The following is an 18,461-nucleotide window of genomic DNA, read 5'->3' on the forward strand; positions in this document are numbered from 1 at the left end:
TACGGCATTGTCAAAATTGATTGCTTCAAAGTTGAAATCCTGACCGTCCTCTTTTGTTCTTCTATCCTTGATGATGATGTCCCTATCGGTTGCTACGGCATTGTCAAAATTGATTGCTTCAAAGTTGATATTCTGACCGTCCTCTTTTGTTCTTCTATCCTTGATGATGATATCCCTGTCGGTTGCTACGGCATTATCTATATAATTCACATGAGTCTCAATATTAAGACGCTCAATGGAATTGGATGTCATTTCTTTTTCTTGGGCAGCTATGATTCCTGCATTCAATAATATTAGTGCTAAACTTCCGGCTAAATTTTTCATAAGTAGATGATATTTCGAGGGTTATATTTTATTTCTTCTGCTAAATTAGTGAAGACACTGCGCTTAAATAATGCGTAAGAAAAATCTATAGTAAAATACATACTTTTACTAGTAGATAGGTAAAGTCTGCGAGTATCGTACTAATTCAGGGTAGATATTGAGTTTTTAGAAAGATGATGCTTTAAATTTTCAACATTACTCCTATATGTTCTGGAAAAAGGCAAGTGTAGTTTATGGTGCTTTAAGGTGCATATTCCCTTGCCATAATTAATCCTGGATACAAAGCTGGTGTTAATGATATAGCTTTGGTGGATCCGGACAAAATTGGACGGTAGACTATTTTCAAAAGTCTTTAACGTTTTAAATGCGCTAATAGTACTTCCGTCTTGCATAAAAAAATCGGTGGCATTGTTATCCGCTTGTAAATACATTATTTCTGAAGTATTTAAATAGCGGTAATCCTTATAAGATTGAAGTAGCAAGGTTTTGGGTTGTGCCTCCTTAGGCATCCTCATCTTTAGCTTAAAGATTGTCTTTCTAATTTCAAATTCGTTGAATGGCAATAACCAATAATCATAGAAATGATTCTTTATTGCTTGGTAAGCATGCTTTTTTGAAGAGGCTAGGGCAATGAACAGTGGAATTTCAATCAAATATTGATGTAACTCCACAATCATTTGGAAATACTGAGGTGCATTTTCATCTAAACGTACAAATACTATGTCTGGAGTTTGTTTAAGGATGGTATCCAGGCCGTCGTTATAATTTTTGACCACCCCCTTGCACGTAAAATCATTGAACTCCTCCAAATAATGTTGTAGTTGTAAATTAGACTTCGCGTCCGAATCCAGAATGGTATAGGTGTACTCCATTGTTGGTTATTTTTACGCAAATTAAGAATCCCAACAGGCTTTAAATGGGTTTAAACCTTAGAAAAACTAAGGTTTTAGTATTTTCGATGAAATGCACCTTAAAAGTAAGTGTGTTCTTACCTGTATTGAAGGTTTATCTCTTTATAAAAACGATTCTTGGCTAATACTTACCAACGAATATTGAGGAGTTTCTTTTTCAACCTTACATAGATTAAGGTTTTGCTTATGGGGAATGCTCAATTGTGCCGCTGGGGCAGCATTGGAATCGGTGAGCTGGGGAAAGAATACATTTGATTAGCTGCTAAAATATTTATCTTTTGGAGATTAAGAAGTTAGGGGTTTTAGGAGTTCTCACTATGAGGGAAGGGGAGGGCTTATGGATTTTGAACAAAAACACTCACAATTTCTGCTGCTATCCGCATAGGTTTTAAGGTTTTGGAATTTAGTAGGCACCATTCCGTTTTGGCTTTTACCAATAATTGATCGGTTTCTTTATTGAACATCTCAACCACACGTGTACTAATGGCGCCCCTACTTTTTTCGATATATGTTTTTAGGACAATTTCATCATCTAGTTTTGCTGCATTCTTATAGGTAATATGATGGGTGAGTACTACCCAAACGGTTTCTTCCACCAGTTCTTTAGGTGCTTTGGCTTTCCAGTGTTCCTTGGCAATATCTTGCATCCATTGAACATACCTAACATTGTTCACATGTTCTAAGTCGTCCAAGTCGTCCTGTACTACCTTAAGTGTTTTTGTGTATACGCCCATTTTATTTTTTTAGAATGTTCACCTCAAATAATTTATCCCAGTTTTTACCGGTTATAAAAAATGTCTTTCTTTCTGGGTGATAGGCAATGCCGTTAAGGACATCTAGAGCTTGGTGTTGGGTAACCCGCTCTTTGAGTCCGCCAAAATTAACCACCCCTTCTATGGCGCCGCTTTGGGCATCTATGATCATTACACTTTCCTTTTGGTAAACATTGGCATAGATTTTACCATCTACGTATTCCAGTTCATTGGCCCTATTAAAAATGGAGGTGTTGGTCACAGTTTCAAAATAACCTTCTTCTGCCATGGTTTCAGGGTTTAGGAACCAAATTTTCTGGGTTCCGTCACTTTTAAATATTTTGTTGCCATCGTTACACAATCCCCAGCCTTCTTTGCTTTCATTGTATTTAAAGCTGCCAATCTTCTTAAACTGGTGAAGGTCGTAAATAAATCCAACTCCACTTTGCCAAGTAAGCTGAAATATTTTATTGTCCATAATGGTAATGCCTTCCCCAAAATATTGGTCTTCCAAGGCTATTTTTTGAAGCACTTTTCCTGTTCTGTAATCTACTTTCCGTAAACTGGAATGCCCTTTCCTTCCGGTACTTTCGTAAAGCGTGTCCTTATAGAACTCTAGGCCTTGGGTGTAGGCGGTATTATCATGGGGGTATTCGTTGATTATTTCATAGGTGTAAATCTCAGGAGCGTTTTCTGCCAAAAGTTTTATGTCTTTGCTCACTGCTACATTTTTACCTTCATAACTGATATTGGCAGTAATGGTCTTGGCACCGAGTTGTGGTATATCCAATTTTAATCTATTATCGTTAACGGCTAGCTCGTCCTGATTGATATAGTAAGTGACTTGATCTATTTTCTTATTTTTTTTATTCTCTATGGAGATATGGACCTCTTGGTTCTTTTGAAAGGCTGTTTGGTTCTCTTCCAATTGGATCTCAAAAAGCTTACTGGGATCCGTTTGGCCACCACATGCCATAAAGAATAGGGGAATTAGAAAAAGGAGGTTTACTTTAAATAAGTTCATTTTTCACCAAATTTAGGTTATGAAATAGGTTTAATTAAAAAATTTTTATGCCGTTGTTGGGGCTAAAATCAAGTGACATCTTTTTGTAGGCCACTCAGACTCAGTTCTTCATGTTTTGGTTTTCCAGGCCGTTTTTTAAGGGCAAGTTATTTAATATAATTAAGATGGGAAAAAGGATTGTTTAAAATTTAAAACTTTGTATATTTGCAGCGGCAAGTCCTACACGACCAGCTCCTGTAGAATCCCCCAGGGTGGGAACGCAGCAAGGGTATATGGTTGTAGCGGTGCGATGTAGGTAGCTTGCCATTTTTTGTTCCCTAAATTTAGATTTTAAGCCAAAAAGCACTTCTCTTTTTTCTTTCAAAATTCCGTCTCACTCTTCATTTATTCCTTAATTTGCGGACTTATTTACTATAGGAATGCAGCAAAAGGTTGTACTGGTGACAGGTGGTTCTTCTGGAATAGGTAAATCCATAGGGGTTTACTTAAAGTCCAAGGGGTTTAAAGTATATGGAACTACCCGGAATTTAGCCAAATACCCCCATTTTAATGATTTTGAACTTCTAGAACTCGATGTTAGGGAACCAGAAAGTATTAAACGCGCAATAGACCAGCTTATTAATAAGGAAGGTAGGGTAGATGTGTTGGTGAACAATGCTGGGATTGGAATAACAGGTCCCATTGAGGAAATGCCACATGAGGAGATATTAAAAGCTTTTGACACCAATTTTAACGGTCCGCTACATGTCTCTAAGGCTGTTTTACCATTTATGAGGAAACAACATTCGGGGCTTGTAATTAATATTACTTCTATTGCGGGCTATATGGGGCTGCCTTATAGGGGGATTTATTCTGCCAGCAAGGGAGCGCTAGAATTAGTAACCGAGGCCATGAGAATGGAAACCAAGGATTTTGGAATCCATTTTACCAATCTTGCTCCCGGAGATTTTGCTACCAATATTGCCGCAGGAAGATATCACGCACCGGTTTTGGAGTCGTCACCTTATAAAAAGCCTTATGGAAACACCCTAAAAATGATGGACGAGCATGTAGATGCTGGGCAAGACCCTCTATTGGTTGCGCGGATGGTCCACAAAATAATTCAGACTAAAAATCCTAAGGTTCATTATACGGTTGGGGAGTTTATGCAGAAATTTTCCTTGTTTCTCAAAAAAATACTACCTGACAAAATGTATGAGAAACTGCTGATGAACCATTATAAATTGTAATTTTGCACAAGATTTACAGCTGTTCCATTTAATAAATGATGGCAGCATTAATAATTTAATAAAACAAGTATTATGAAGTTCTTTATTGACACGGCAAACTTAGCACAGATAAAAGAAGCCCAGGAATTGGGAGTTTTGGATGGTGTAACTACCAATCCATCCTTAATGGCCAAGGAAGGAATTACGGGGAAGGATAATATATTAAAGCACTATGTGGATATCTGTAATATAGTAGATGGTGATGTATCTGCTGAGGTAATCTCTACAGATTTTGAATCCATTATAAAGGAAGGTGAGGAATTGGCCGAATTACACGAACAGATTGTAGTTAAGGTTCCAATGATCAAGGATGGTATTAAAGCGATTAAGTATTTTTCTGATAAGGGAATTAGAACCAATTGTACATTGGTATTTTCTCCAGGTCAGGCATTGTTAGCTGCAAAGGCAGGAGCTGCATACGTTTCTCCATTTATTGGAAGGTTGGATGACATCTCTACAGATGGTTTAAACCTGATTGCAGAAATCAGACATATCTATGATAACTATGCTTTTGAAACCGAAATTTTGGCCGCTTCCGTTAGGCATACTATGCATGTTATTGATTGTGCAAAAATTGGGGCCGATGTTATGACAGGACCTCTTTCTTCTATAGAAGGGTTGCTAAAGCACCCATTAACAGATAGCGGTTTGGCTAAATTCTTGGAAGATTACAAAAAAGGAAATTAATTTACCCGATAAAAGGTAAGTAATCTAGCCCCATAGCTTTGCTTATGGGGTTTTTTTATGCCTATAATTTAGCTTTTGCAAAGAGATAGTACGGTTTAGGAGTGTATATCTTAGAAAAGAAATCTAGGCAAGCTGTTAATTATAAAAAACTGGGGAAAAGGGATTGTAGTAAAACTTAGGAAGATCTTCTGCCTAGAGGTGTTTAAAAACTCCTATATAAATCGGCATATGCATCTACAATTCGTCCGTTTTTGGTAATAATGCCTTTGTTGAGACCACCGATAACCAACGTGTACTTAAGATTTTCAAAATCGTCCGTCCTGTATTGGGTGTCTAAATCCAGATCATAGGTAAAGAGCATGGCTTGCCATCGCTTCATCTCAGTATTGCAATTGATCCCTATAAAGGTGTATTCTGGGTGAAGGCTTCTAAGTTCATCTACTCTTCTAATGATATTTTTAAAATGTTGTTCCTGGGTCCCAGACCAAAAATAGAAAACAACATTCTTATTCTTTTCTGCTATTTCTTGAAGACTTATTAAATTTTCGCCATTATCAAAGACCATTACTTCTGGTAATTTGTTGTTCGGCTGCATGTTTTTCACGCCTTCGTATACAGCTTCTATTTCCGATATATGTTGGTTGTTGGAAGAATATTTCTGGAAATCCTTTATAAAGGCTTCTATGTTTTCTGTGGTATCGTGTATATTGATTAGATAATAGATGGCTACACTTCTAAAAAGGTTGTCGCGTAAATTTTTAGTTTTCACCAAATCGTTTATTACCGCTAATTTATGTTGGTTGAAATGCAATTTGTCGCCAATAATTTCCCGGTGACTCCCCTCGCAATCCTTGGCACATCCCATATAAGCTAGATTGTCTATGTGCGATTTTAGGTAGTTGTAATAATACCTGTGATAGGCAAGGCCGTCTAAATTGTAATCTAAGTTTTCTCTATACCCATAAAAATCATCGTCTAGCTCGGGGATAGATTTTTTACCGGACACCCTTCTATGCCAAAAGGGATATTTTTCTTTGTAGTTATAGTAGTTATAGTCAATACTGGCTTGGGCTAAAGCGATGGCATTATCCGATAGCGCTGCCTCTTTTTGCAATACATTTAAAGTAGAGGTCTTTATATTCCTCAGCGAATCTATTTTATTGGAAAAATCCATGGGATCTAGACGGGCGTAAGAATAAATAGTAGGAACTTCCTCCTCTGTACTCAGAAATAATTCTAGTAAAAAGTTATTGATTTCCTTGCCTCTTCCAGAGAAGATGAGGGATTCATCAAAGTTATTGGTGTTTAATCGCACTAATAAGCTGTCACCCTTTTCCAGGTATACATACTGTAATTCTGGGTGGTGATCAAAATGATATAGGCCTTCCACAACGGATTCCAACTCAATGGAAAACTTGTTTTCATCATTTAGTTTAGCAGAGTCTATAACGATTTCATCCTTGTAAAGCACCACGTATTCACTAGTGGGATTGATTATTTCACCGGCGAAAAATACATTTTGGGACTTTTTCACTTCTGTACTACAACCAACAAAAGCAAGTATAAAAGCGTAGAGTAAAGGTTTATTCATATTTGAATAGCAGCTTTATTGTTAACAAATCTAACAAACGGAATAGATACTGGCTGTTAATAGTGAGTTAAATATCTATCAGCCCTTGCAGAGTGGGGGATAATGCGGGAGCAATATACTTGGTTTGAAGGGGGAATTTTCGTTATTTTTGCACAAAATATAAAACTTCATTTATGCTATCAGTATCAAACTTATCCGTGCAATTTGGAAAACGGGTTCTATTTGACGACGTAAACGTTGCGTTTACCCAAGGCAATTGTTACGGTATTATTGGTGCCAATGGCGCAGGTAAATCCACTTTCTTAAGAATATTATCTGGCCAGATAGACCCTACTTCGGGACAAGTATATTTAGAGCCTGGAAAACGAATGTCCATTTTGGAACAGAACCACAACGCCTATGACGAGCATACGGTATTGGAAAGTGTGGTAATGGGAAATGCCCCTTTATTTAAAATTAAACAGGAAATAGATGCGCTCTATGCAGATTACAATGATGAGAATGCAGAGAGGATAGGAGAGCTACAGGTCCAGTTTGAAGAAATGGATGGATGGAATGCGGATAGCAATGCCGCAGCCCTACTTTCTAACTTAGGGATTACGGAAGACCTGCATTTTACTTCCATGGCAGACATGGATTCTAAATTGAAGGTTAGGGTATTGTTGGCCCAAGCTCTTTTTGGAAACCCGGATGTATTAATCATGGATGAGCCTACCAACGACCTCGATTATGAGACTATCAGTTGGTTGGAAAATTTCCTAGCCAATTATGACAATACCGTAATCGTGGTTTCTCACGACAGACACTTTTTGGATTCGGTATGTACCCATATTGGGGATATAGATTTTGGAAAACTCAACCTTTACTCGGGGAACTATACTTTCTGGTACGAAAGTAGTCAGTTAGCTGCCAGACAAAGGGCTCAACAGAACAAAAAAGCAGAGGAGAAGGCAAAGGAACTGCAAGAGTTTATTAGACGTTTCAGTGCAAACGTTGCTAAGAGTAAGCAGGCTACGTCCAGGAAAAAGATGTTATCCAAGCTGAACGTCGAGGATATTAAGCCTTCAAGTAGGAGGTATCCAGCTATCATTTTTGAAAGAGAGCGGGAGGCAGGAGATCAAATATTGAATATAGAGAAGCTTTCCGCCACTTCTGAGGAGGGGGAGGTTTTATTCCAAGATGTAAATATTAACCTAGCTAAAGGGGATAAGGTTGCTATTATCTCCAGAGATTCTAGAGCATCTACGGCATTCTATGAAATACTTAATGATAATCGTAAGGCGGATAGTGGTGAATTTCAATGGGGGGTAACCACTACCCATTCTTATTTGCCAGCAGATAACTCCGGTTTCTTTAACGACGACATTAATTTGGTGGATTGGTTAAGGCAATATGCTAAAACCGAGGAGGAAAGAGAGGAAGTAAGTATTAGAGGGTTTTTAGGGAAAATGCTCTTTAGTGGTGAGGAGGCCTTGAAAAAATGTACGGTCCTTTCCGGAGGAGAAAAGGTTAGGTGTATGCTTAGTAGGATGATGTTGATGAGAGCTAACGTGCTGATGCTAGACGAACCTACCAACCACTTGGACTTGGAGAGTATTACAACCTTCAACAATTCCTTGAAAAACTTTAAGGGGACTGTGTTATTGACTACTCATGACCACGAATTTGCACAAACTGTGGCAAATAGAATTATTGAATTAACTCCAAAAGGATGTATTGATCGCTATATGAGTTTTGAAGAGTACATGTCTGACAAGACCATAAAGGAACAGCGAGATAAAATGTATTCCGTTCCTGCCTAGGGTAGATAGAGTACTAGCGCGAATTATTCGTTTGGTATAAATTATAAAGTCGTTATTCCATTGTTTCCCAACTGTTTTTCGCTTAGAAATACAGGAGGGCGGAATAAAGACTTTTTTTTTTTGACAGAATTATTAAAAATAAAAGGTAGAACAGATCCCTTGGCTATATGTATTATTTTAGTCGCTTTGGCGGATTTTGCTTAATAGATGAGCGCTATGTCTTTAAAAACCTGCTGTTCCATACTGCGGGGCTAAAGTTTTTGCCCTTTGCAAAAGCGTAATAGACCACCATTGCTACTACAGATTTAACCATAAAAAAGTAAATTATTAGGAATTGGGCCGTAGAGCTTGTTTTGGAAAAAAGTGCATGAGGTACTATCAGCGTAAGGAGGTAGCTAAGGAGAAGTATAAATACAAGAAGGTTTCCCATGCTTTTGTAAGGCCACATAAACGCTTTTCTAAATGGATGTAGATCGTTGCCCCATTTATGTATTAAGTAGTAGTAGTCGTTGTTTATAGGGACAAATAAAATGGGATCGTCCGGATCTTTTAATTTAAAGAGTCTGGAAGGAGCAAGAATTTTATACCCTTTCAATTCTAACCCGTGCTTCTTTTCTAAGCTTCTTATTTTGGAAAGGGCTTCTTGGGGAATTTCACCTTTAAAATATTGAGAATCCAAAAACCGAAGTCGATAGTTTATGGCAATTTTTTTAATATGACGAATGGAATAGATTTCCGATGTTTCCAATAGGTCAAAATTAAACTGATTGGAAGCAGTGGCCGATTTGGTGGCTAAATTTTCAGCGATTCTTGCCCGATCAGAATCTACCTTGCTTAAAATATCTTGTACCTCTTGTAGTATGGTATCAGAGGTAATATCCTTCTGCTTAGTGATAATAAGCTTTTTCTGAATATTGGTTTTTTGCAGCAACATATCTCTTTCATTTATCGCAATAATCATAAAGTTAATAAATTATGGTCTCATTGCATGGGAGAAAATCATAAATTCTGTGCTTTGTAACCTACTCATACCAAAATGGGAAGCGCCCTTTAGTAATGGTGATAAACCTAAAGTTATAGGTGTGCCTTTAAAGAATATTGCTGCTTTTTGGGGGTTGGTTCAAAAATAGAGTGCCTTTGGGCTATTGACTATTTTCTTCGGGAATGATGGGGTGGCGCGCTGTTGTGATGTAGGGTGCCAACTAGAATAAAAGAAGGGCAACAGTGATGAAAGTTTGCCAAGAACTTACCACTAGGTAAGGAGGAAGCTTTTTAGAATCGCTGTTGCCCTTTTAAAGATATTATAGGGGCTATCTTAGTTCGGCACCCAATTCTTCTTGGTATCGCTTGCGCAATTTATTCATAATGGCATCTATTTGCTTATCCGTTAAGGTGGCTTTCTCATTCCGTAATGTGTAGCTTACAGCATAGGATTTTTTTCCTTCTGGCAAGCTCTTGCCGGTATACACATCAAACAAGCTTACATTTTTTAATAGCTTTTTCTCCGTTTCCCGAGCAATATCATAAATTTGCTTAAAGGTCACATTGTTGTCTATCAGCAAGGCGTAATCTCGCTTTACCGCAGGGTATTTGGCAATTTCTTTGAATAGGATTGGTTTTCCTTGTCCCACTAACTCCAAAATGTAATCCCAATCAAAATCGGCATAAAGAACCTCTTCTTTAATATCGAAGGCGGTGGCTATGGATTTCTCTATCACCCCAAGTGATACTACTTCCTTACTGTCTACTTTTAGGCAGATACCTTCAGAAAATATGGTTCTGGTGGTGGGTTCGGATTCGTACTCGGGAAGTCCTAACCTGCTTAAGATATTTTTCACCATACCTTTTAGGAAGAAGAAATCTGATTTCTGGGTTGGAGCGGTCCAACTGTCTTCCATTCTGTTGCCTGTGATTACAAGGCTTAAATGCTTCTTTTCTGCCCTACTATCTGAAAGCTGATGGTAGGTCTTCCCAAATTCGAAGAATTTGAGATTGTGCATTTTTCTATTGGCATTGTGTTCTACTGCCTCTAATCCTGAGAAGAGCATGGATTGTCTCATTACAGAGAGGTCTGTACTCAAGGGATTCAGCATCCTAATGGTCTGCTCTTCCTTAAGGTCCTCGGTTAATTTATGGTATTCCGGAGAGGTGAGACTATTGGATAGTAATTCGTTAAAGCCATTGGATGCCAATAGGTTACCAATAATGTTCTGAATTTTAAAGTCCTCAAACTTAGACGCTGGAGCCACGGAGGCATTCAGTTTCTCCGTAAATTCTACGTTGTTGTAACCATATACACGTAGTATTTCTTCTATGACATCCACTTCGCGCTGAACATCGACCCTGTAAAAAGGAATAGACAAGCCCAAACCGGATTCGGTTACGTTCTTTACTTTGATCTCTAGGGAGGCAAGGATAGACTTAATGGTATCTTTAGAAATTTCCTGTCCTACTAATTTATCAATTTTGTTAAACGTAAGAAATACGTGATAGTCGTCTTTTTTCTTGGGGTAAAAATCTGCAATATCCGAAGTAATATCCCCGCCTGCAATTTCCTGGATAAGTAAGGCAGCTCGCTTTAAGGCATATTCTACATTGTCAATATCAATACCCCTTTCAAACCTAAAGGAGGCATCGGTGTTAATACTGTGCCTTTTTGCGGATTTCCGTACACTTACGGGGTTAAAAAATGCACTTTCCAAGAAAATGCTGCTGGTAGCGTCTGTAACTCCCGAGTTTTCTCCACCTAAGACACCAGCAATACAAAGTGGTCTTTCTGTGTCGCAGATCATTAGATCTTCGTCGCTAAGGGTGCGTTCTATCCCATCTAAAGTGGTAAACTTAGTTCCTTTGGGCAGTGTTTTTACAACAATTTTATTGCCTTTAATTTTAGCGGTATCAAAGGCATGCAGCGGCTGTCCCAATTCGTGCAACACATAATTGGTGGCATCCACCACGTTGTTCTTTGGTGTAAGTCCAATGGCTTTCAGCCTGTTTTGCAACCAATTTGGAGAAGGCTCCACGATAAGATTGCTAATGGTGATTCCGCAATATCTTGGGGCCAGCTCACTATTCTCTACCTCTACATCTATTTTAAGAGAGCGATTGGTAATATTGAAATTGGTTACCGGTGGGGTAATCAATTCTTTTTGGATGTTCATTTGCTTAAGTCCGGCCTTCAAATCCCTGGCAACCCCAAAATGACTCATGGCATCGGCCCGATTGGGGGTTAGGCCTATCTCGAAAACTTCGTCGTCTTCCACTTCAAAAACGTCGGAACAAGGTGTTCCTACCGCGAGGGTGTCTGGTAGTACAAGAATGCCATCATGGCCTTCTCCTAGACCAAGCTCGTCTTCTGCGCAGATCATCCCATGACTTTCTTCCCCTCTGATTTTTCCTTTTTTAATCTTCCAGGATTCCCCTTCCTTAGTATATAAGGTGGTTCCTATAGTGGCAACCGGTACTTTCTGTCCTACGGCAACGTTGGGGGCCCCGCAAACTATTTGTAAAGGCTTTTCCTGGCCAACGTCTACGGTGGTTATTTGTAGTTTATCTGCATTGGGATGCTTAACGCAGCTAAGCACTTCGCCTACTACTACTCCCTCTAATCCTCCCTTAATGGATTGGAAGGAAGAAATGCCCTCCACCTCTAAACCAAGGTCTGTTAATAATCCCGCTGTTTTTTGGGAATCCCAATCAATTTTTAGAAACTGTTTTAACCAGTTATAAGATATTTTCATTGCTTATTTTTACAGAGGTCAAATATAAAACAATGCCGCAAGACATTCAATAGGTAGCCTACTATATTGTCTTTTTTTTATCCCTTTAACTGGAATCGCTCAACTCCCTAAAAATGGTAGATGGGGACCAATATAAAATTCACTGGAGTCCCCTAGTCATTTCTAGCATTGCTTGGTATATACTTTCATAGGTAAGTTGTAACTTTGTGCTACATAGATTTAACCTATTTATAAAATTACAAAAGTGTATAATTTCATTCGGATTACCCTAATTTTTTGCTTTACTGTGCTGTTGGTCTCTTGCGGAGAGCCTAGAACTAATTCCTTAAAGGAGGGAATTTGGCTGGCAGAACTCCAAACCCAAGATGATTACGATCTCCCTTTTAATTTTAAACTGTACCAAGATGAAAATGGGAAGGTCACCATGGAAGTGTACAATGCTGATGAAGTGATTTATGTGGATGAAATTACCTTGACTAAAGATTCTTTCCTAATAAAACTTCCTGTTTTTGAAGGTTACCTTAGCGGAACATATACCCCAAAATTGATGAAGGGTGTCTTTGCAATGGATAATTTGGAGAGAAAAGTACCCTTTAGAGCTACCTATGGGGTAGCAGAGCGTTTTAAGACCGGGGAAGAACCCAAGTACAATGTTTCTGGGGCTTGGGAAACAGTTTTTAATCCCAATACGGAAAAACAGTACATGGCCGAAGGAGTATTTAAACAGCTAGATGGTAGGGTTACTGGAACATTTAGGACCACTACTGGGGATTACAGATTTTTAGAGGGAGTACAGCAAGGCGACTCCTTAAAGCTATCTACTTTTAATGGTGCTCATGCCTATTTGTTTAAAGCCAAGGTCTCGGATAGCCTTATAGATGGAGTGTTTTACTCTGGGAATCATTTTCAGGCGCCTTTTTCGGCCAAAAGAAACGAAAACTTTCAGTTGCCCGAAGCCGATGGGCTTACCTATTTAAAGGAGGGGTATGATAAATTGGAATTTAGTTTCCCGGATGCGGATGGAAATATGGTATCCTTGGAAGATGAGCAGTTTAAAAACCAAGTGGTGGTAGTGCAAATAATGGGGACCTGGTGTCCTAACTGCTTGGATGAAACTAAGTTTTTGGTGGAGTATTTGGAAGAAAACAAAAGCAAAGACGTTAGTGTGGTAGCCCTAGCATTTGAATATGTGAAAACGCCGGAAGCTGCCTTTAAAGCCATCAATCGATTAAAGGATAGAATAGGGGTGGAGTACCCTATTTTGCTAGCGCAATACGCGAGTTCGGATAAATCCCTGGCGCAGGATAAGCTCCCCATGCTAAACCATATTCTATCATACCCAACTACCATTATTTTAGATAGAAAGGGAGCGGTTAGAAAAATACATACCGGATTTAATGGTCCGGCTACAGGAAATAATTATCTGAGCTTTAAAAAAGACTTTTACAGCTTTATAGATGAGTTATTGGCAGAGGAATAATGATAAGTAAGTCTAGGTAATGGGCAGGCCTCCTTATATAATGGTAGACTTGCCCAGTCCTATGTTTTCGTAGTTGTAGTTATAATTCTCGTCAGAATCAATGATGTTGGCTGCGATGTAATCACCTACTTCATTAGTCCCATATTTACTGGTAGCATCCAAGTCGCGCGTAACAACCTGTTGTCTCATGGACTTGTCCACGGCTGTTACTACGGCGTTAGATTCCTCATGTAGGCCAAAATGACTAAGCATCATTGCGGTAGAAAGAATAGAGGCTATGGGATTGGCAATATTTTTTCCTTCGGCTTGGGTATAAGATCCATGAAAAGGCTCAAACATGGCGTGCTCGCTTCCAATGGAGGCAGAAGGTAACAATCCCTTGGTGCCGCAGATGGCACTGCCCTGGTCCGATAAGATGTCCCCGAACATATTGTCTGTAAGTATCACATCAAAATGGTTGGGGTGCAACATCATTTGCATGGCCGCATTATCCACAAAAAGAAACTCTAGGGTTACTTCTGGGTAGCTCTCCCCAATTCTGGTAACTACCTTACGCCATAGTCTAGAGGTTTCCAATACATTGGCCTTGTCTATTAATGTGAGTTTTTTTCTTCTGTTTTTTGCTGCCTTAAAAGCTAAATGGGCAATTCTACTGATTTCCTTTTCGGAATACTCACATAGATCGGAGGCTATGGTACCGTCCTGTCTTAATTTTTTCTCACCAAAATAAATACCTCCGGTGAGTTCTCTATATATTATAAAATCCGTTCCGAAAATTACATGCTTCTTTAAGGGCGATTTGTTTACCAAGGTTGGAAATACCTTTACCGGTCTAATACTGGCGAAAAGTTCTAGCTCCCTTCTCAGTTGTAACAATCCCTGTTCCGGACGAACCTTGGCACTGGGATTCTCATCGTATTTTAGGGTGCCGATGGTGCCAAAAAGTATGGAGTCCGAAGCTCTGCAGAGGTCAATGGTGGCTTTGGGTAGGGGCTTGCCATGTTTTTCCATAGCGATAGCTCCTATATCACCTTCCGTAAATGTAAATTGATGATGAAAGGTTTCTTCTACCGCACGCAGGCATTTAAGGGATTGGGCCAAAACTTCTGGCCCAATTCCATCTCCGCCTAAAACTGCAATTTTCAGATTCATTTAAGCTGTAATTTCTATTGAGATTCCACTAGAAGCAATGATCTCATGGATATCTTCGTCCATAACTTCTTTCTTTTTGTCGGCGAAGTTTAAAAACTCCTTATAAACCTCGTCTAACTGGGTCTTGGTAAGTTCGTATCCTACGTTTTTAGCACGGTAAGCCAAAGCAGCCCTACCACTTCTTGCTGTAAGAACGATGGAAGACTCTGTGACCCCAACATCAGCCGGATCAATAATTTCGTAGGTTTCCCTATTCTTAATGACGCCATCTTGGTGGATCCCAGAACTATGGGCAAAAGCATTGGCACCTACAATAGCCTTGTTGGCCTGTACTAGTACGCCCATTTTTTGGGCTACCATCTGGCTGGTGTCATAAAGCAGCTTACTGTTAATATTGGTATCCAAATTTAAGGTAGGGTGTTGTCTTAAGATCATCACCACTTCCTCTAAGGAGGTGTTTCCTGCTCTTTCCCCAATACCGTTGATAGTACATTCAATTTGTCTTGCACCGTTAATTACCCCTGCGATGGAATTGGCAGTGGCCAAACCAAGGTCGTTATGACAGTGACAGGAAAGGATGGCCTTGTGAATACCGGTAACATTTTCCTTTAGATACTTAATCTTGGCTCCATATTCTTCTGGTAGGCAATATCCAGTGGTATCTGGAATGTTTAATACCGTTGCTCCGGCCTTAACTACTGCTTCACAGACCCTAGCTAAAAACTCATTATCCGTACGTCCTGCATCTTCTGCGTAAAATTCCACATCCTCTACAAAGGTCTTAGCGTATTTTACCGCCGCAACAGCCCTTTCTATAATGGCGTCTTTGTTGGAGTTGAACTTAAACTTAATATGTGAATCCGATGTACCAATTCCTGTATGTATCCTAGGCCTTTTAGCGCTTTTCAGGGCTTGGGCTGCAACTTCAATATCTTTTTCGACGGCACGGGTTAGCCCACAAACCGTTGCATTTTTTACTAGTTTAGAAATCTCATGAACGGAATTGAAGTCCCCTGGGCTAGAAATTGGGAACCCTGCTTCAATCACATCCACGCCCAATACATCCAGTCTTTCGGCGATGATCAATTTTTGCTCCGTATCCAATTTACATCCGGGTACTTGTTCCCCATCCCTAAGTGTCGTATCAAAAATATGTACCTTATCTTTGCTCATTATATTTGCGTAATTTTATATGCACTTTACGAATATACTACTAATAGGTTCCCCCAAGTTGCAGTATGTAGGGCATTTACAATGGTGAGGAACTTTTTATGAGATGTAAAGAACTAAGAATCAACAACATAAACCTTTTTTATTACGATGACAAATGCTCCGAAAGATGCATTATTTGTACTGGTTAAATCGCTTTCAAAGTCAGAAAAACGTCAATTTAAATTATACGTTGGACGCTTGGGGGTAAACACCGATGCGAAATTTTTAGCTTTATTTAATTTATTGGATAAAATAAAAGTCTACGATGAAAAATTAATATTGGAAAATGGCATTGTTAAAAAGGCCCAGTTATCCAATCTTAAGGCACATTTATATAGGCAGATCCTTGTAAGTCTTAGATTAAATCCGGTAAACCAAAACATACGGGTGCAATTAAGGGAGCAGTTGGATTTTGCCACTATACTTTACCAGAAGGGATTGTATAAGCAGAGTTTAAAAATCCTTGATAAAACCAAACAGACCGCCATAGAAAATGAAGAAAAAAACGTGGCCTATGAAATTGTGGAGCTGGAAAAAGTGATAGAGACCCAGTACATTACCCGTAGTATTCCAGATAGGGCAGATGAACTTACCATCCAAGCAAAGGAATTGTCTAGACAAAACTTAATTACCAGTAAGCTATCTAACCTAGCGCTACAGTTATATGGTCAAATGCTGAAGATAGGTTATGTGCGAAGTGATGAGGACTATAGAAGGGTTAAAGTATATTTTGACAAGCACCTTCCAAAGGTGAAAATGGAAGAGCTTGGATTCAGAGAGAAATTATGGTTGTACAAAGCCCACCTTTGGTATAGTTTTTTAACGCAAGATTTTCTGTCTTGTTATAAGTATTCCAGTAAGTGGGTAGACTTGTTTTATGAGAACAAGATGATGATATCCTTAAATCCAGTTTTCTTCCTAAAGGGGAATCATTATTTGTTGGAGTCCTTGTTTTATGTGAGGTATAGTTCCCAGTTTAAGGAAACCTTGGAGCGGTTAGAGGAAATTGTTGCTAGTAAAGATTTTCCGGCCAACGACAACCTTTCATCCCTAGCTTTTATCTATATCAATTCCAATAAGTTAAACCTTCATTTTATGGAAGGTAGTTTTGAGAAGGCAGAGTATTTGGTGAAAATTGTGGAATATGGAATCTCCAAGCATCGAGGACGATTGGATGAACACCATATCATGGTATTGTATTATAAAATAGCTTGTCTATATTTTGGAATGGGCGACAATAAATTGTGCATACAATACCTAAAGAGAATTATTAACAATAAGAATCTTAAAATGCGGGAAGATTTAATGTGCTTCTCAAGAGTTTTAAGTTTAATTGCCCACTATGAAGCGGGAATGGATTATCATTTAGAGGTGCAATTAAAGAGTACTTATAAGTTTCTTTTGAAGATGAACGACCTGCATGCCGTGCAAAAGGAAATGATAAAGTTCTTAAGAAGGTTGGGGGATATTTATCCGCACCAATTGCGCAACGAATTTAATAAGCTTTATGTGGAATTAAAAAAATACGAAGATCACCCTTATGAAAAAAGGGCGTTTTTATACCTCGATATAATTTCCTGGCTGGAGAGTCATTTGCAGAATAAACCGGTAGCACAAGTAATACAGGAAAAGGCAGCGATGATTACCCGATAAGTAGTAGAAATTAAAACGAAACACCTTGTAAGGCAGCGCACTAACTAGGGCTGTTTTACATTTCCCCAATTTAAGTGGAATTCTAAATTATTTGGAAAGGGGTAGCCAAGTATGGAAAACCCACCCTTTGCTAGTGGAAAGCTATTGCTTACACGCCTTCCAAAGGTTCTCCTGTGGCAAGGGTGCCACCAATTCTAAAAGCTCTTTTTTCACAGGGTGTACAAAGCGTAACCTCCTGGCATGTAGGTGAATGCTACCGTCCTTGTTGCTCCTATCTGCCCCGTATTTTAGGTCGCCCTTAATTGGGCATCCCAAAGCGGCAAGCTGCGAACGTATTTGATGGTGTCTTCCTGTTTTTAAATCAATTTCCAACAGGGTATAGCGGTCCAGCTGCTTTAGTACCTCATAGTCTAAAATAGCCTTTTTACTATCCGGAACTTGATTTTTATGGGCGTAGGATTTGTTTTGCTTCGGATTTCGTTTTAGCCAATGTATCAAGGTGCCACTTTTCTGATCTGGCTGTTTGCCTACAATTGCCCAATAGGTTTTTTGGGCATCTTTTTCGGCAAATAGTTTGTTGAGTCTAGGGAGGGCTTTAGAGGATTTGGCGAAGACCACAATCCCGGTAGTGGGCCGGTCTAACCTATGGGCAACCCCTAAGTAGACATTGCCTGGTTTATCGTATTTTATTTTTAAATATTGCTTTACTACCTCGCTCAACGGAGTGTCTCCGGTTTTATCGCCTTGTACAATATCTCCCGCTCTTTTATTGATGGCTATAAGGTGATTGTCCTCATAGATCACCTGTAAATTAGCGGGAGTAGAATGTATTTTCTGTTGGTTTGTTGACACTTTTATGGCCTAA

15 protein-coding genes and 1 other RNA gene are annotated in these 18,461 nt (G+C 39.1%); 6 read left to right on the forward strand and 10 right to left on the reverse strand.

The window, feature by feature from the left end:
* From BV214_RS05395 to BV214_RS05410, 4 genes are all read right to left on the reverse strand, one after another.
* On the reverse strand, window positions 1-324 hold a 324-nt coding region (locus BV214_RS05395; RefSeq protein ID WP_140157723.1), incomplete at its 3' end, for a hypothetical protein.
* Window positions 325-464: 140 nt separating this feature from the next.
* Window positions 465-1,196, reverse strand: a complete 732-nt coding sequence (locus tag BV214_RS05400; protein WP_086476479.1) for a LytR/AlgR family response regulator transcription factor — start codon at window positions 1,194-1,196, stop codon at window positions 465-467.
* Window positions 1,197-1,570: 374 nt separating this feature from the next.
* Window positions 1,571-1,969 carry an acyl-CoA thioesterase gene (locus BV214_RS05405; RefSeq protein WP_086476480.1) on the reverse strand — a complete coding sequence of 133 codons (399 nt, stop codon included), beginning with the start codon at window positions 1,967-1,969 and terminating at the stop codon, window positions 1,571-1,573.
* 1 nt (window position 1,970) lies between these two features.
* Window positions 1,971-3,011: a glutaminyl-peptide cyclotransferase gene (locus BV214_RS05410; RefSeq protein WP_086476481.1), complete on the reverse strand. Its 1,041-nt coding sequence runs from the start codon at window positions 3,009-3,011 to the stop codon at window positions 1,971-1,973.
* 210 nt (window positions 3,012-3,221) lie between these two features.
* On the opposite strand from BV214_RS05410, the gene ffs reads away from it, so the two are divergent.
* The 3 genes from ffs to fsa all read left to right on the forward strand — a co-directional run bounded on the left by ffs (window position 3,222) and on the right by fsa (window position 4,966).
* Window positions 3,222-3,320, forward strand: an RNA gene (gene ffs / locus BV214_RS05415) — signal recognition particle sRNA small type.
* A gap of 110 nt (window positions 3,321-3,430) precedes the next feature.
* Window positions 3,431-4,240 carry an SDR family oxidoreductase gene (locus BV214_RS05420; RefSeq protein ID WP_086476482.1) on the forward strand — a complete coding sequence of 270 codons (810 nt, stop codon included), beginning with the start codon at window positions 3,431-3,433 and terminating at the stop codon, window positions 4,238-4,240.
* Between the two features lie 72 nt (window positions 4,241-4,312).
* On the forward strand, window positions 4,313-4,966 hold the full coding sequence (gene fsa / locus BV214_RS05425; protein ID WP_086476483.1) for a fructose-6-phosphate aldolase: 654 nt from the start codon (window positions 4,313-4,315) through the stop codon (window positions 4,964-4,966).
* Window positions 4,967-5,168: 202 nt separating this feature from the next.
* On the opposite strand, the gene BV214_RS05430 is transcribed toward fsa, so the two are convergent.
* Complete coding sequence (locus tag BV214_RS05430) at window positions 5,169-6,557, reverse strand: transaldolase (RefSeq protein ID WP_086476484.1); 1,389 nt, start codon at window positions 6,555-6,557, stop codon at window positions 5,169-5,171.
* 173 nt (window positions 6,558-6,730) lie between these two features.
* On the opposite strand from BV214_RS05430, the gene BV214_RS05435 reads away from it, so the two are divergent.
* The gene (locus BV214_RS05435; protein WP_086476485.1) at window positions 6,731-8,359 is read left to right on the forward strand and encodes an ABC-F family ATP-binding cassette domain-containing protein; all 1,629 of its coding nucleotides are present in this window, start codon (window positions 6,731-6,733) and stop codon (window positions 8,357-8,359) included.
* Between the two features lie 214 nt (window positions 8,360-8,573).
* Here the strand turns inward: BV214_RS05435 and BV214_RS05440 are convergent, their stop codons facing one another.
* Entirely contained in the window at window positions 8,574-9,320 is a 747-nt protein-coding gene (locus BV214_RS05440; RefSeq protein ID WP_245806750.1) for a hypothetical protein, read from the reverse strand.
* Between the two features lie 349 nt (window positions 9,321-9,669).
* Window positions 9,670-12,099: a phenylalanine--tRNA ligase subunit beta gene (pheT, locus tag BV214_RS05450; RefSeq protein WP_086476488.1), complete on the reverse strand. Its 2,430-nt coding sequence runs from the start codon at window positions 12,097-12,099 to the stop codon at window positions 9,670-9,672.
* A gap of 244 nt (window positions 12,100-12,343) precedes the next feature.
* On the opposite strand from pheT, the gene BV214_RS05455 reads away from it, so the two are divergent.
* Entirely contained in the window at window positions 12,344-13,579 is a 1,236-nt protein-coding gene (locus tag BV214_RS05455) for a peroxiredoxin family protein (protein WP_245806751.1), read from the forward strand.
* 33 nt (window positions 13,580-13,612) lie between these two features.
* Here BV214_RS05455 and leuB read toward each other — a convergent pair whose 3' ends face one another.
* Together leuB and BV214_RS05465 are read right to left on the reverse strand one after the other, a co-directional pair.
* Window positions 13,613-14,731, reverse strand: a complete 1,119-nt coding sequence (gene leuB, locus BV214_RS05460) for a 3-isopropylmalate dehydrogenase (protein ID WP_086476489.1) — start codon at window positions 14,729-14,731, stop codon at window positions 13,613-13,615.
* Window positions 14,732-15,904 carry a 2-isopropylmalate synthase gene (locus tag BV214_RS05465; RefSeq protein WP_086476490.1) on the reverse strand — a complete coding sequence of 391 codons (1,173 nt, stop codon included), beginning with the start codon at window positions 15,902-15,904 and terminating at the stop codon, window positions 14,732-14,734.
* A 147-nt stretch (window positions 15,905-16,051) separates the two neighbouring features.
* Here BV214_RS05465 and BV214_RS05470 point away from each other — a divergent pair, with 147 nt between their 5' ends.
* On the forward strand, window positions 16,052-17,596 hold the full coding sequence (locus BV214_RS05470) for a hypothetical protein (RefSeq protein WP_086476491.1): 1,545 nt from the start codon (window positions 16,052-16,054) through the stop codon (window positions 17,594-17,596).
* A 141-nt stretch (window positions 17,597-17,737) separates the two neighbouring features.
* Here the strand turns inward: BV214_RS05470 and BV214_RS05475 are convergent, their stop codons facing one another.
* On the reverse strand, window positions 17,738-18,448 hold the full coding sequence (locus BV214_RS05475) for an RluA family pseudouridine synthase (RefSeq protein ID WP_086476492.1): 711 nt from the start codon (window positions 18,446-18,448) through the stop codon (window positions 17,738-17,740).
* Between the last annotated feature and the right edge of the window lie 13 nt (window positions 18,449-18,461).

It is taken from the genome of Arenibacter amylolyticus, assembly GCF_002150785.1.
In the GTDB taxonomy this organism is placed as follows: domain Bacteria; phylum Bacteroidota; class Bacteroidia; order Flavobacteriales; family Flavobacteriaceae; genus Arenibacter; species Arenibacter amylolyticus.